Raw genomic sequence first — 14,086 nt, 5'->3', positions numbered from 1 at the left:
GTTATGCCGCATTCAGGGCGTTGTGGTTGATGGCCATCATCGTCATTAGCCGCTCTTCATTAGCGTCGTCCCCGTGGATCTCGCCAGTCACCCGGCCTTCACTTAACGTGATGATCCGATCGGAAACCGCCATGACTTCCGGCAGATCGGAGGAGATCACGATCACCGCCACGCCCTTTTTCGCCATATCAAACAGCACCTGATGGACTTCTGATTTGGTGCCAACATCGATGCCGCGCGTTGGTTCATCCACGATCAACACCCGAGGATTAAGCGCCATGCAGCGCGCGAGGATTACTTTCTGCTGGTTCCCGCCGGAGAGTTTGCGCACCTCCTGAGCGCTGTTGACCATTTTGATCTGCAGCGCCTGGCGGTATGACTCGATCAGGGCATCCTCTTTGCGGGTATTCACGAACCAGCGCCAGTGCAGCAGTGACGAGAGGCTGGAGAGCGACAGGTTGTCGCGGATCGACAGCCCAAGCACCGCGCCCTCTTTTTTACGATCTTCCGGTACCAGCGCCAGCCCCTGATCCAGCGCAAACAGCGGATCGCGCGGCTGATATGGCACGCCATCAAGTTCAAAGCTGCCGGAAGTAAAACCGTCGGCGCCGAACAGGCAGCGGGCCACTTCGGTGCGCCCGGCACCCACCAGTCCGGCAATGCCTAACACTTCGCCAGCATGCACGTGGAAGCTAATGTCGTGCAGCGCGATACCATGCGGATCCAGCGGCGGTTTTTCGCGGCTAAGCCCCTTCACCGCCAGACGCACAGGTTTATCTTCATGGTGAGTTTCGCTGGCCGGACGGCGATTAAAGGCCACATCGCGCCCCACCATCAGGCGGATCAGCTGTTCTACGGTGGTCTGTGCAACCGCGCCATTCCCGGTGAATCGTCCATCCTGGAAAACAGTGAACTGGTCGCAGAGTTGAAAAACTTCATGCAGGCGATGGGTGACGTAGATAATGCTCACGCCACGCCCTTTAAGTTCCCGCACCACACGGTGTAGGCTTTCTACTTCGCTGTCGCTCAGCGCGGCGGAAGGTTCATCCATAATGATCAGCTTTGCGTTCAGCGTCAGCGCCCGCGCAATTTCCACCATTTGCTGCTGCGCCACGCTCAGTCGGGCCACGGCCGTGGTTGGCGCAACGTTCAGTTGCAGGTAATCCAGAATCACCTGCGCTTCCTGATTTACCGCCTTTTCGTCAACAATCAGATTGCGTTTACGCGGTTCGCGACCGAGGAACATATTCTCGGCGACGGTCATATTGGGCAGCAGATTAAATTCCTGATAAATCGTGATAATGCCCTTGTTCTGCCGCTCAACCGGAGAGTCTTCTACCGGCAATGTTTCGCCGTTGAACCAAATATCCCCGCGTGTTTGCGGCTGTGCGCCCGCCAGCGCTTTCAGCAGGGTCGATTTTCCGGCACCGTTCTCACCTAACAGCGCATGAATTTCGCCTGCTCCGACGGTCAGCTGTGCGCTGCTCAGCGCCCAAACGCCGGAAAAGCTTTTCGCCAGGTCGGTCACTTTTAGTAAGGGTTGCGACATCGGTCTGCTCCTCCTCATAGAGAGCCGCCACTTGTGCGGCGGCTGCGGACATATCAGTTACCGGCCTCACTAATACGCTCGGCCTGCTGCAGGTTCTCTTTGGTGATAAGCGTTGGCGGGTAGTCAGCCCCGGTGATCGCCGTCTTCTCACGGACGTTATTCACCAACTGGCTCATGGCCGTTTTCACCGCAAAGCCAGGACGCTGATCCGCCGTCACTGCCAGCCAGCCGTCGCGCACACGCGCCAGTGCTTCCGGCACGGCATCGAAGCCCGTGACCAGAACTTCACCCGGTTTCAGTCCTTGTCCCTGTAACGCTTCAATCGCGCCCAACGCCATATCGTCGTTAGCGGAGAGGATCACCTGCGGACGCTTCGGCAACGAAGGCAGAACGCTTTCGACAATGCGCATCCCTTCAGAACGCATCCAGTTACCGGTCTGATCGGCAACGATCTTGTACTTTTCACCACCCGCCTTCAGGCTGTCGCGAATGCCTTTAGTACGTTCTATGTTGGAGGAGGAGCCTGGCTGGCCGGTCAGCAGAATAATGTCTGCCCCGTCAGGGAATTTGGTTTTGACAAAGTCGCCAATCGCCTGGCCGCCTTTGTAGTTGTTCGCGCCGAAGTGCGGCACTTTTTTCTGGCTGTCAACGGAGCGGTCGAGGGTAACAACGGGCAGTTTCGCATCCTGAATTTCATCTACCGCGCTGGACACCGCGTTGACATCGTTTGGCGAAACAATAAAACCCTGTGCGCCACGAGTTATGGCGTTTTCCAGGTCAGCGACCTGTTTTGGCGAGCTACCCTGCCCGTCCAGGACCTGTAAATTCACGCCCATCTCTTTTGCGGCTTTCACCGCCGTGCGCTGCATGTGAACTTCAAATGGCATCGCCAGGTTTGGCGTACTGAAAACAATTTGCTCGTTTTCAGCAATGGCTGCCCCGGATGTCATGGCGATGAGGACAGCTAAGATCAGTTTTTTCATTATTATGTCTCTCTGTGTAGGGTAGGTTGTGGTGACAATCAGAGGAGAACTTCACGTTGGCTATGCAGTGACTCCAGCGCTTTATCCGCCAGATACAGCGCACGCTCGCCATCGTCCCCGCTGCAATCAGGGACCGCTTCGCCGCGCAGTACCGCAACAAAGTGTTCCCATTCCGCGGCATAGGCCGATTTATAACGCTGCAGGAAGAAATGTTCAGGTAACGCGCTGGTGCAGCCGGTCTTCGCGTAGTGCTGCACCTGATTTTCGAGAATGTTGCCCGCGCACAGCAGCCCTTCAGAGCCGTGCAGCTCAAGGCGCTGATCGTATCCGTAAGAAGAACGGCGGCTGTTGACGATGGTCGCCATCGCACCGGAGGCATATTTCAGTACGATGAACGCGGTATCGATATCGCCCGCTTCGCCAATCGCCGGATCCACCAGATTGCTGCCCTGGGCATACACCGAAACCGGCTCCTCGCCCATAATAAAGCGCGCCATATCAAAATCGTGGATGGTCATATCACGGAACATACCGCCGGACACACGCACGTATTCCGCAGGCGGCGGCGACGGGTCGCGGGAGATGATCAGCAGCGATTCCGGCTTTCCGATACGCCCGGCCAGTGCGTCAGTTTTCACACGGCGAAACTGTGGATCGAAGCGGCGGTTGAAACCGATAAACAACGGTACGTCGTACTCTTTGACCACTTTCAGGCAGTCGCGTACACGGGCCAGATCCAGGTGGACCGGCTTTTCACAGAAGATGGCTTTGCCGTGGCGGGCGGCCATTTCAATCAGATCCGCGTGGGTATCGGTCGCGGAGGCAATCAGCACGGCGTGAACGTTAGGGTCCGTCATCGCCTCATCCAGGCTTTGCAAACGAGCCTGGTACTGTGTGGCAAGACGGGTGGCAAATTCCTGATTCGGGTCGACGACGGACCAGAGGGTAGTGGCACTGTGACTGGCAATGTTAGCTGCATGTACCTGGCCAATTCGGCCAGCGCCCAGTAAAGCAATGTTAAACATAACGGCTCCCGGTGTTGGTGAATGCGATGAACTAACGACCCTTTAAATAAAACATTTATTTCATTTTTATGAATAGTGAAAATTATGTTTTTGGGTGCAAGTTAACACTTTTGAGATGAGTGAGATAAAATCTGTTATCAATATCACAACATAACAACAGGGAAGATGCAGGAATTGGCCCCCTTCCGTTCAGGAAGGAGGCGATGGATGAAGAGAAAGGAAAAATGAAATGAAAATTTCGTTGTCGCAGGTTGCCGGATGACGGCGCTAGCGCCTTATCAGGCCAGGGGGGTGGAATCCGCTGTAGGCCGGATAAGCGCAGCGCCATCCGGCATTAATCGCTTTTAGTACTGACGTGCGTTTTTCACCTGCTCAAACGTCTGCTCAGCCGCTTTTCGCACCGACGGAGATTCTGCCACCTGCGCATCGCCAGTGCGCCACCAGGAGGCATAGTCGTGGGTCATGGTTTTCGGCAGGACTTTGATATCCAGCAGCACAGGCCCCGAATGCGCACGCGAGGCTTCCAGCGCCGCCAGCAGGCTTTGCTCGTCATGTACACGCCATGCCCGACAGCCGTAGCTTTCCGCGTTCTTAGCAAAATCGACCTTCACCAACGGCCCATCCAACCGTCCGGTTTGCGGATTACGGTGACGGTTTTCCGTACCGAAGCTCCCCATCCCATGCCCCATCTGAAGGTTGTTAATACACCCGAAGCTGGCGTTATCAAACAGCAGGATAGTGACTTTTATCCCCTCCTGGACGGCGGTTTGTAGTTCGGAATGCAGCATCATGTACGAGCCATCCCCCACCATGGCATATACCGACTGCTGCGGCTTCGCCAGCCTGGCTCCAATAGCAGCCGCAATCTCATAGCCCATACAGGAGTAACCGTATTCCAGGTGATAGCTGTCCGGGGTTTTGACCTGCCAGATACGCTGTAAATCGCCAGGTAGCGATCCGGCGGCCCCTACGACGATAGCGTTATCTTCAATGTGCTGATTGATAAGCCCCAGCACCTTCGTCTGGGTCAACCGGGTGTTTAGCGTGTCGCCATATTCCGCCAGTTGAGCGTCAAGATGCCCAGCCACTTCGGGTTCGTCATCGGGACGCCAGTCGCGCTCCCATAAACGTTGGCACTCATCGCGCCAGGCCTCTTGCGCCTGCGCGACCTCCTTCCCCCAATCGCTGCGGTAGTCTTTCAGTGTTTCAGTTAATGCCGTAAGCCCGGTACGGGCGTCGGCGATAAGCGCAGTGGCATCAAGCTTCAGTGCGTCAAACTCCGCCACGTTCAGCAGCAGGAACTCAACCTCCGGATGAGAAAACAGCGCTTTCGAACCGGTGGTAAAGTCGGTGAGGCGCGTACCGATGCCGATCACCAGATCGGCTTGCGGTGCGAGCTGATTCGCTGCCATCCCTCCAGTTACCCCAATGCCTCCGAGGTTAAGTGGGTGGTCACTAACCAGCGCTCCCTTTCCGGCCTGAGTTTCGGCAAATGGCAGTTGCAGCGTTTCAACAAACGTACGAAACGCCTCATGCGCGCCGGAATATCGTACCCCGCCGCCGCATACCACCAGCGGACGGCGTTTGCGGGCAATCAGCGCTCGCGCCATCGCCAGACGCTGCGGATCGGGTGGTCGACGTTCGATCAAATGAACGCGGCGCGCAAAGAAGCTCTGCGGATAGTCCCAGGCTTCCCCCTGCACATCCTGTGGCAGGCAAATAGTTACGGCACCAGTATCTGCGGGGTCAGTAAGCGTTCGCATCGCGTTTAGCATCGCGCTCATTAACTGCTCCGGGCGGTTAATCCGGTCCCAGTAACGCGAGACCGGGCGGAAGCAGTCGTTGGTACTGATGCCAAGGTCATGGTATTGCTCAATTTGCTGCAATACCGGGTCCGGCTGACGACTGGCGTAGACATCGCCAGGCAACAGCAGCAGCGGAATACGGTTCGCCGTCGCGGTTGCCGCTGCGGTCACCATGTTTGCCGCTCCCGGCCCAACCGATGACGTCACGGCAAAAATACGCTGGCGCCGATGCTGTTTGGCGAATCCGGTTGCCATGTGCGCAATTCCCTGCTCATTACATCCCTGCATCACCTGCAAATGACCGGGTGCCTGCTCCAGCGCCTGGCCAATGCCAAGCACGTTACCGTGACCAAAGATGGTGGCGACGCCCTCGACAAAGGGCGTTTCCACGCCATCGACACAGATATATTGTTGATTAAGGAATTTGACCAGCGCCTGAGCCATGGTCATACGTTCGGTTTGCATAAACCCTCCTGTCAGCCCAGCGTTGGCATGGAGAACGCGGCCCCTGTGTCCTGCAGCATCTCCGGCCAGCGTGCGGTGACGGTTTTCATCCGGGTGTAGAAGCGCACGCCATCGTTACCATGAACGTTCAGCGCACCAAAAATAGACCGCTTCCAGCCGCCAAAACTGTGGAACGCCATCGGCACCGGAATTGGAACGTTTACGCCCACCATGCCCGCCTGCACTTCTTCGCAGAAGCGACGCGCACAGCCGCCGTCACGTGTGAAAATTGCCGTGCCATTACCATATTCATGACGGTTAATCAGTTCCACCGCGCTGCTGTAATCTGCTACGCGCACCACAGAAAGCACCGGTCCAAAAATCTCTTCTTTATAGATGGTCATCTCCGGCGTGACGTTATCAAACAGGGTCGGCCCGACAAAATAACCCTGCTCATGGCCTTTAACGCTAAAACGTCGACCATCCACGCGCAGGCTGGCCCCCTGCGATTCCCCACTGTCGATATAACCGAGCACTTTATTACGGTGTACCGAGGAGATAAGCGGCCCCATTTCATTTTCAGGTGTCTGATCAAGCCCCGGCCCGACACGCAGCGCCGCAATCTGTTTTTCCAGTCTCGAGCACAGCTCATCTGCCGTTTTGTCTCCTACCGCCAGCACGACCGAAAGTGCCATGCAGCGTTCACCCGCCGCGCCGTAAGCGGCCCCCATAATGGCGTTGGTTGCCATATCCATGTCGGCATCCGGCATTAAAATGCAGTGATTTTTAGCGCCACCTAACGCCTGACAACGCTTACCGTGGGCCGATGCCGTCTGATAAATGTATTCCGCAATCGGCGTAGAGCCGACAAAGCTCACGGCCTGCACGCGCGGGTCAGTTAACAGAACGTCAACGGACTCTTTGTCCCCCTGCACGACGTTGAACACGCCGTCCGGCAATCCGGCTTCTTGCAGCAGTTTGGCCAGAGCCAGGGCGAGAGAAGGGTCTTTTTCTGAGGGTTTCAGCACGAAGGTATTCCCGGTTGCCAGCGCGATGGGGAACATCCACATCGGTACCATTGCCGGAAAGTTAAACGGCGTGATCCCGACGCAAACCCCGAGCGGTTGCATCAGCGAATGGCTATCGACGCCGGTCCCTACGTTGGCTGAGTGTTCGCCCTTTTGCAGATGTGGGATGCCACAGGCAAACTCCACCACTTCCAGGCCGCGGGTCAGCTCACCAACTGCGTCAGAGAATACCTTGCCATGCTCTTCGCTGATGATGCGAGCCAGCCTCTCCATGTTTTCTTCCAACAGCGCCTTAAAGCGGAACATCACTCGCGCACGTTTTAACGGAGAATGGCGCGCCCAACCGGGGAATGCGTCGTGCGCTGCCGCAATGGCCTGCTCGGTTTCCTGTGTCGTACTCATCACCACCTGGCGGATCTGCTCGCCGGTGGCCGGGTTGAAGATTGCCTGAACGCGCTTGCCTGAACCGGTGACACATTCGCCGTGGATAAAATTCGCTACTGTCTCCATCCTTAACCTCTCGCTGTTGATACGTGACTGTTACCTGAACACTGTTATCTGTGTACTATATATGAAACAAACATTCCATTTTAAGTTGAAATAAAATAAATAACGATTAATGTGATCAAGGATGGGTTTTTATGTTAACAAGCGGAATCGCATGATTGGCGTGCACTGGCATAACGTTTCAGCGGACGACAAGCCTGAAGCTTTTGTTTCGTTTTTACAGCCAGATGAATGAGTGACATTTCAAAGACGCGGTTTTGCGTTTAGAATCATAAAACTATGTACCAGGAGGTAAAATGACAACAGCAACCAGCCTGAACGAGCTGCAGCAGCAAATCCGCGATCGCTACGATAGCCTGAGTAAGAGGCTGCAGCAGGTGTCCCGCTATGTGCTGGATAATACCAATAGCGTGGCCTTTGATACGGTTGCCGTCATTGCTGAACGTGCCGGAGTGCCACCCTCTACGCTTATCCGCTTCGCCAACGCCTTTGACTTCACCGGCTTCAACGAAATGAAACAGCTGTTTCGTATGAACCTGGTAGAGGAAACCGCCAGCTACAGCGACCGCGCGCGCATGTTCCGTGAGATGGAAAGCGAAGCCGTACCGGAAACCCCGCTCGATATCCTGCAGGAATTCGCCCGTTCGAATACCCAGGCGCTCCAGCAGCTGGCAGCCCGTGCCGAACCTGAAATGCTGGAACGCGCCGTACAATTGCTGGCAGAAGCCGACACCATTTACATTGCAGGTCTGCGTCGTTCGTTTAGCGTAGCGGCCTATCTCACCTACGCCCTGAGCCATCTTGAGTGTCGCCCTATTTTGCTCGACGGAATGGGCGGAATGCTGCGCGAGCAGATTAACCGCATCAAAGCGCACGATATTGTGGTGTCGATTAGCTTCTCGCCTTATGCGGAAGAAACAGTGATGGTCAGCGAAACTGCGGCCAATGCCGGCGCGCGCCAGATCGTGATTACCGACAGTCAGATAAGCCCGCTGGCCACGTTCAGCGATCTCTGCTTTGTGGTGAAAGAGGCGCAGGTTGACGCGTTTCGATCCCAGTCTGCGACGCTGTGCCTGGTGCAGTCGCTAGTGGTGGCGCTGGCTTACCGTCTGGGTGACGGGAGTAATGAACGCGGTCATTCTGTCGGGTGATGAGCACCGCAAAAATTGACGTTCCGCTTTATTACATTCCCGCCAGCGTGACGTGAAACCGTGATGTCTGCCGTTACTTTCATGGTCGTTGAAAATATCGCCCTCATTCAGCGACCAGATAAAATACAATCCGTTATTACCATAAGCTACAATTATATTAATATTAGATAATCAACAATGCGCATGCTGACAATAATACGCAAAGGTTTACTATAGACCTGTCTTTTTTAAGCAGGAAAGTAAAATGAAAAATACAAAAGGGTTGATGATTATTGCCCTTGCTTTCACCCTGGCATCATGTGCTTCCATTCCTGAGAATATCAAAGGTAATAATCAACCCGATATCCAAAAAAACTTTATCTCCGTGCATAACCAGCCCGGTTTATATACCGGCCAACAGGCTCGCTTTGGTGGTAAAGTCATCAATGTGATTAACACCAAAAATGATACGTTGCTGGAAATCGCCGTTTTGCCACTGAACGACTCTGCTAAGCCACAAATAGACGCGAGCTATCAGGGACGTATTCTTGCCCAGCAGAAAGGTTTCCTCGATCCGGTAAACTACAGAAACCATTTCGTGACCATTTTGGGAACAATTCAAGGAGATGAGTCAGGATTCATCAACAAAGTCCCGTACAACTTTGTTAAAGTTGATTTACAAGGAATCCAGGTTTGGCATTTAACTGAGTCTGTCAACACCACCTATAACATGTGGGATTATGGTTACGGCGCATTCTGGCCTGAGCCGATGTGGGGAGCGCCTTACTACGCCAATACAGTCACTCAGGTAACTCCGGAGCTAGTGAAATAATCCCAGAGGTAAGATGGCGCGACTATATTCCGGAGTCAGGTGTTGGCAAACACCCCTTCTCATCACCCCGCGTTTATCTTATTGCGCCATCCTGCTTCATGAGATCCTTCGCTTAACATGCATTCTTCCTGTTACATATAATTTTTAACCGCTAATTCTTTAGCGAAGAAATGGGCTTTACCCTTCTCATGCCTGACCATCTTTTGTTATTTACCGACAACTCCCCCACCCTGCATGCAATAAAAGAACATTTGTGTTTATACATTATTCAGGGATTACTATGAACAGAAAATGCTTACTGTTGATACCATTATTCTTTAGTAGCGTCATCATCACCGCCTGCGATAATAAACCTGCAGTAAAAACCGCCATGGAGCCCGAGGTCGGCGTTGTTACCTTAGCGCCCTCCTCAGTAAATATTAAAAGTGAACTTCCGGGTCGCGCGCTTGCGTTCGAAATCGCCGAAATCCGTCCTCAGGTTGGTGGGATCATCATAAAACGCAACTTTGTTGAAGGCGATAAAGTCAGCAAAGGAGAATCACTGTATCAAATTGATCCTGCCCCGCTGCAGGCACGACTGGACTCAGCCAAAGGCGCGTTGGCAAAGGCACAGGCTACCGCCAATAATGTTCGTCTGACACTCAATCGGCAGTCAGCGTTAATAAAATCTAATTACATCAGCCGCCAGGACTATGACACGACGCGTTCACAGCTTAATGAAGCGCAAGCCAATGTTGCCGTCGCTAAAGCGGATCTTGAACAAGCCACCATCAATCTTCGATACGCCAATGTTACCTCGCCCATTGATGGCATTAGCGGCAAATCTTCCGTGACCGTGGGTGCCCTGGTTACTGCCAATCAGGAAAACGCGCTGGTCACCGTTCAGAGATTAGATCCGATTTATGTTGATTTAACCCAGTCAGTACAGGACTTCTTACGCCTGAAAGAAGAGAAAGCCAACGGACAAATCGCCCAGCAACAAGGCAAAATTCCGGTTGAACTGATGCTGGAAAACGGCAAGCCCTATCGCCATACCGGTACGCTTGAGTTTTCCGATCCCGCTGTTGATGAGACCACCGGTTCGGTAACCCTGCGCGCCGTATTTCCCAATCCTGAAGGTGAAATTTTACCCGGTATGTATGTCACGGCGTTGCTGGACGAAGGCAGTCAACAAAACGTGTTGATGGTCCCCCAGCAAGGAATTACGCATAACGAGCAAGGAAAAGCCACCGCGCTGATCCTTGACCAGGAAAACGTAGTGCAACTGCGTGAAATAAACGCAGTGAAGGCCGTTGGTAATCAATGGTTAGTGACCGCGGGATTACATCCTGGCGATCGGGTCATTGTGTCCGGATTACAAAGAATTCGTCCGGGAATCAAAGCCCGGGTCCTCCCTTCAAAACTGAACACACCTGACACGGTAGCTGAACAGTAATATTTCAGGCATTAAGGACACTTTCTTCATGGCCAACTTTTTTATTGAGCGCCCGGTTTTCGCCTGGGTGCTCGCTATTATCATGATGTTTACGGGCGGTATCGCGATAATGAACCTGCCTGTCGCCCAATATCCACAAATTGCGCCCCCAACCATTACCATCAGCGCTGCCTACCCAGGGGCTGACGCAAAGACCGTTGAAGACTCCGTCACCCAGGTGATTGAACAGAATATGAATGGTCTTGATGGCCTGATGTATATGTCATCCACCAGCGATGCGGCAGGTAATGCCTCGATTATCCTGACCTTCAAAACGGGTACGTCACCCGATATTGCGCAGGTTCAGGTACAGAATAAACTGCAGCTGGCGATGCCTTCCTTGCCACAGGAAGTACAACAGCAAGGGATCAGCGTTGATAAATCCAGTAGCAATATCTTAATGGTTGCCGGTTTTATCTCTGATAATAACAGCCTGAGCCAATATGATATTGCCGACTATGTAGCCTCGAACATTAAAGATCCGCTAAGCCGCACTGCCGGGGTGGGGAGCGTACAGTTATTCGGTTCGCAATACGCCATGCGCATCTGGTTGGATCCACAAAAGCTCGACAAGTATAACCTCACTCCCGAGGACGTCATTACCCAGCTCAAAGTGCAGAATAATCAGATATCTGGCGGGCAGTTGGGGGGCATGCCTCAGTCAGCCGATCAGCAGTTAAATGCGTCGATAATCGTTCAGACGCGTCTGCAAACGACCGATGAATTTGGCAAGATTTTCCTTAAAGTTCAGCAAGATGGTTCTCAGGTTCTGCTGCGCGATGTCGCACGCATTGAGTTGGGTGCGGAAAATTATGCAACGGTTGCACGTTACAACGGCAAACCCGCCGCCGGGATTGCGATTAAACTTGCCGCTGGTGCCAATGCCCTGGCAACGTCCCAGGCGGTCAAACAAGAGCTGAACAGATTATCGGCCTGGTTTCCGGCCAGTATGAAAACCGTTTATCCCTATGACACCACGCCGTTTATCGAGATTTCGATTCAGGGTGTTTTTCATACTTTGATCGAGGCAATCATTCTGGTATTCCTCGTCATGTATCTGTTTTTGCAGAGTTTCCGTGCGACGCTTATCCCCACTATCGCCGTTCCGGTGGTTATCCTCGGAACCTTTGCAATACTCGACGTCGCCGGTTTTTCGATTAACACGCTCACGATGTTTGGCATGGTGCTGGCGATAGGGCTGTTGGTCGATGATGCCATCGTGGTGGTTGAGAACGTAGAACGTATTATTGCTGAAGAGCACTTGTCTCCAAAAGCGGCAACGCATAAAGCAATGGGCCAGCTCCAGAGGGCGCTGGTTGGTATTGCCGTCGTGTTATCCGCCGTATTTATGCCGATGGCGTTTATGAGCGGGGCAACGGGTGAAATTTTCCGTCAGTTTTCCATCACCTTAATCTCCTCCATGCTGCTGTCGGTATTTGTGGCAATGAGCCTGACGCCTGCACTTTGCGCTATGTTGTTGAAATCCCATGAAGGAGAAAAGGAAAACACACATTTTCTGTTTACCCGTTTCAATCACTTCATGGAGAAATGCACTCAGCACTACACGGACAGCACCCGTAGACTGCTACGTCGCACAGGCCGTTATATGGTCGTCTATTTAGTCATTGGCGCGGGCATGATTGTGCTGTTTTTACGCACTCCGACCTCGTTTCTGCCTGAAGAAGATCAGGGGGTATTCATGACCACGGCACAATTGCCTTCGGGTTCAACGATGGTGAACACCAGTAAAGTGCTCGGGGAAATAACCGACTACTACCTGACGAAAGAGCAGAAAAACGTTGCTTCTGTTTTCACCGTCGGCGGATTTGGTTTCAGCGGCCAGGGACAAAACAACGGTCTGGCGTTTATCAGCCTGAAGCCCTGGTCAGAACGCGTTGGCGAAGAAAACTCGGTTACCGCCATTATTCGACGGGCCATGATGGCCTTAAGCACCATCAATAATGCCGTCGTTTATCCGTTCAATTTACCGGCGGTCGCAGAATTGGGCACTGCATCAGGGTTTGATATGGAGCTGCTGGATAACGGTAATCTTGGGCATGAAAAAATGATGCAGGCGCGGAACCAGCTTCTGGCTTTGGCCAACCAGTCATCCGGTGAGGTCGACGGGGTGCGTCCGAACGGTCTGGAAGATACACCGATGTTCCGCATTCACGTCAACGCCAAAAAGGCTGAAGCTATGGGCGTTGCGTTATCGGATATTAATCAGACCATCTCCACCGCGTTTGGTAGTCGCTATGTCAATGATTTCCTGAACCAGGGGCGCGTAAAAAAAGTGTATGTCCAGGCCGATACGCCGTTCCGTATGTTGCCGGACAATATCAACCACTGGTACGTACGTAACGCCTCCGGTTCCATGACGCCGCTCTCCGCCTACTCATCCACCGAGTGGACCTACGGTTCTCCTCGCCTTGAACGCTACAACGGCCAACCAGCAATGGAAATTCTGGGCCAGCCGGTTGAAGGGAAAAGCAGCGGTGATGCGATGAAATTTATGGCATCGCTGATTAATAAACTGCCCGCAGGCGTCGGCTATGCCTGGACCGGTCTGTCTTATCAGGAGGCGCTATCCACAAACCAGGCACCAATGCTGTACGGCATTTCGCTGATCGTCGTGTTTCTGGCGCTGGCGGCACTGTATGAAAGCTGGTCGATCCCGTTCTCGGTGATGCTGGTTGTGCCAATCGGGGTGGTCGGCGCTTTGCTGGCTACCGATCTGCGCGGCCTGAGCAATGATGTTTATTTCCAGGTCGGCCTGCTCACCACCATGGGGCTGTCGGCTAAAAACGCCATTCTGATCGTCGAGTTTGCCGTCGAGATTATGCAGAAAGAAGGGAAAACGCCGCTTGAAGCCGCAGTGGAAGCCGCGCAAATGCGCTTACGTCCAATTCTGATGACCTCACTGGCCTTCATCCTGGGGGTTATTCCACTGGCAATAAGCAACGGCGCAGGCTCTGGTGCGCAAAATGCCGTCGGTACGGGGGTTATCGGTGGGATGCTGGCCGCGACGGTACTGGCAATCTATTTTGTTCCAGTGTTCTTTGTCCTCGTTGAAAATACGTTAGCGCGATTTAAAGCTCGACGCTGATCCCCTGCCCTATCCCTGGGTTTAGATTATTAAATTTCCAGGGATGGGGCTTCGTTTGTCAGGTCTACGGTTATTAGCGAGCACGGCTATCCAGCGAGTTTCTCGTGGATAGCAGGGTAAGCATTACGCGGATTTTTTATAAGGAACGACTGAGGGTAGGAACAGAGGTTGTCAATTCTAACTAAAGCCAGGCTATCAAAACG

At 53.3% G+C, this 14,086-nt stretch carries 9 protein-coding genes; 4 read left to right on the top strand and 5 right to left on the bottom strand.

Annotation, left to right across the window (positions count from 1 at the left end):
• Position 1: 1 nt before the first annotated feature.
• The 5 genes from OGY10_RS20070 to OGY10_RS20050 all read right to left on the bottom strand — a co-directional run bounded on the left by OGY10_RS20070 (position 2) and on the right by OGY10_RS20050 (position 7,344).
• Entirely contained in the window at positions 2 to 1,549 is a 1,548-nt protein-coding gene (locus OGY10_RS20070) for a sugar ABC transporter ATP-binding protein (RefSeq protein ID WP_003839789.1), read from the bottom strand.
• Between the two features lie 53 nt (positions 1,550 to 1,602).
• Positions 1,603 to 2,532, bottom strand: a complete 930-nt coding sequence (locus OGY10_RS20065; RefSeq protein ID WP_003839787.1) for a sugar ABC transporter substrate-binding protein — start codon at positions 2,530 to 2,532, stop codon at positions 1,603 to 1,605.
• Positions 2,533 to 2,570: 38 nt separating this feature from the next.
• On the bottom strand, positions 2,571 to 3,557 hold the full coding sequence (gene iolG / locus OGY10_RS20060) for an inositol 2-dehydrogenase (protein ID WP_003826096.1): 987 nt from the start codon (positions 3,555 to 3,557) through the stop codon (positions 2,571 to 2,573).
• A 344-nt stretch (positions 3,558 to 3,901) separates the two neighbouring features.
• A complete protein-coding gene (gene iolD / locus OGY10_RS20055; protein ID WP_286577281.1) occupies positions 3,902 to 5,827 on the bottom strand; it encodes a 3D-(3,5/4)-trihydroxycyclohexane-1,2-dione acylhydrolase (decyclizing) in 1,926 nt (641 codons plus the stop codon).
• A gap of 11 nt (positions 5,828 to 5,838) precedes the next feature.
• Positions 5,839 to 7,344, bottom strand: coding sequence for a CoA-acylating methylmalonate-semialdehyde dehydrogenase (locus OGY10_RS20050; protein ID WP_191226889.1), 1,506 nt, complete (start codon positions 7,342 to 7,344; stop codon positions 5,839 to 5,841).
• 293 nt (positions 7,345 to 7,637) lie between these two features.
• On the opposite strand from OGY10_RS20050, the gene OGY10_RS20045 reads away from it, so the two are divergent.
• The 4 genes from OGY10_RS20045 (at position 7,638) to OGY10_RS20030 (ending at position 13,883) form a co-directional block, all read left to right on the top strand.
• Entirely contained in the window at positions 7,638 to 8,492 is an 855-nt protein-coding gene (locus tag OGY10_RS20045; protein WP_048225153.1) for a MurR/RpiR family transcriptional regulator, read from the top strand.
• A gap of 244 nt (positions 8,493 to 8,736) precedes the next feature.
• Positions 8,737 to 9,303, top strand: coding sequence for a Slp family lipoprotein (locus OGY10_RS20040; protein ID WP_003826090.1), 567 nt, complete (start codon positions 8,737 to 8,739; stop codon positions 9,301 to 9,303).
• 280 nt (positions 9,304 to 9,583) lie between these two features.
• On the top strand, positions 9,584 to 10,738 hold the full coding sequence (locus OGY10_RS20035) for an efflux RND transporter periplasmic adaptor subunit (RefSeq protein WP_191226888.1): 1,155 nt from the start codon (positions 9,584 to 9,586) through the stop codon (positions 10,736 to 10,738).
• 28 nt (positions 10,739 to 10,766) lie between these two features.
• Positions 10,767 to 13,883 (top strand): efflux RND transporter permease subunit, encoded by a 3,117-nt coding sequence (locus tag OGY10_RS20030; RefSeq protein WP_048236596.1) that lies wholly within the window; start codon positions 10,767 to 10,769, stop codon positions 13,881 to 13,883.
• The last annotated feature ends 203 nt before the right edge of the window (positions 13,884 to 14,086 follow it).

Origin of the sequence: Citrobacter sp. Cpo148 (assembly GCF_030332375.1) — a bacterium.
GTDB classification, from domain to species: Bacteria; Pseudomonadota; Gammaproteobacteria; order Enterobacterales; family Enterobacteriaceae; genus Citrobacter; species Citrobacter portucalensis.
This window is presented reverse-complemented; position numbering and strand designations above follow the sequence as displayed.

What these genes read in the sequence shown, in the direction of transcription:
- OGY10_RS20070 (WP_003839789.1), bottom strand. Translation starts at nt 1,549, where the DNA reads ATGTCGCAACCCTTACTAAAAGTGACCGACCTGGCGAAAAGCTTTTCC.
- OGY10_RS20065 (WP_003839787.1), bottom strand. Translation starts at nt 2,532, where the DNA reads ATGAAAAAACTGATCTTAGCTGTCCTCATCGCCATGACATCCGGGGCA.
- iolG (WP_003826096.1), bottom strand. Translation starts at nt 3,557, where the DNA reads ATGTTTAACATTGCTTTACTGGGCGCTGGCCGAATTGGCCAGGTACAT.
- iolD (WP_286577281.1), bottom strand. Translation starts at nt 5,827, where the DNA reads ATGCAAACCGAACGTATGACCATGGCTCAGGCGCTGGTCAAATTCCTT.
- OGY10_RS20050 (WP_191226889.1), bottom strand. Translation starts at nt 7,344, where the DNA reads ATGGAGACAGTAGCGAATTTTATCCACGGCGAATGTGTCACCGGTTCA.
- OGY10_RS20045 (WP_048225153.1), top strand. Translation starts at nt 7,638, where the DNA reads ATGACAACAGCAACCAGCCTGAACGAGCTGCAGCAGCAAATCCGCGAT.
- OGY10_RS20040 (WP_003826090.1), top strand. Translation starts at nt 8,737, where the DNA reads ATGAAAAATACAAAAGGGTTGATGATTATTGCCCTTGCTTTCACCCTG.
- OGY10_RS20035 (WP_191226888.1), top strand. Translation starts at nt 9,584, where the DNA reads ATGAACAGAAAATGCTTACTGTTGATACCATTATTCTTTAGTAGCGTC.
- OGY10_RS20030 (WP_048236596.1), top strand. Translation starts at nt 10,767, where the DNA reads ATGGCCAACTTTTTTATTGAGCGCCCGGTTTTCGCCTGGGTGCTCGCT.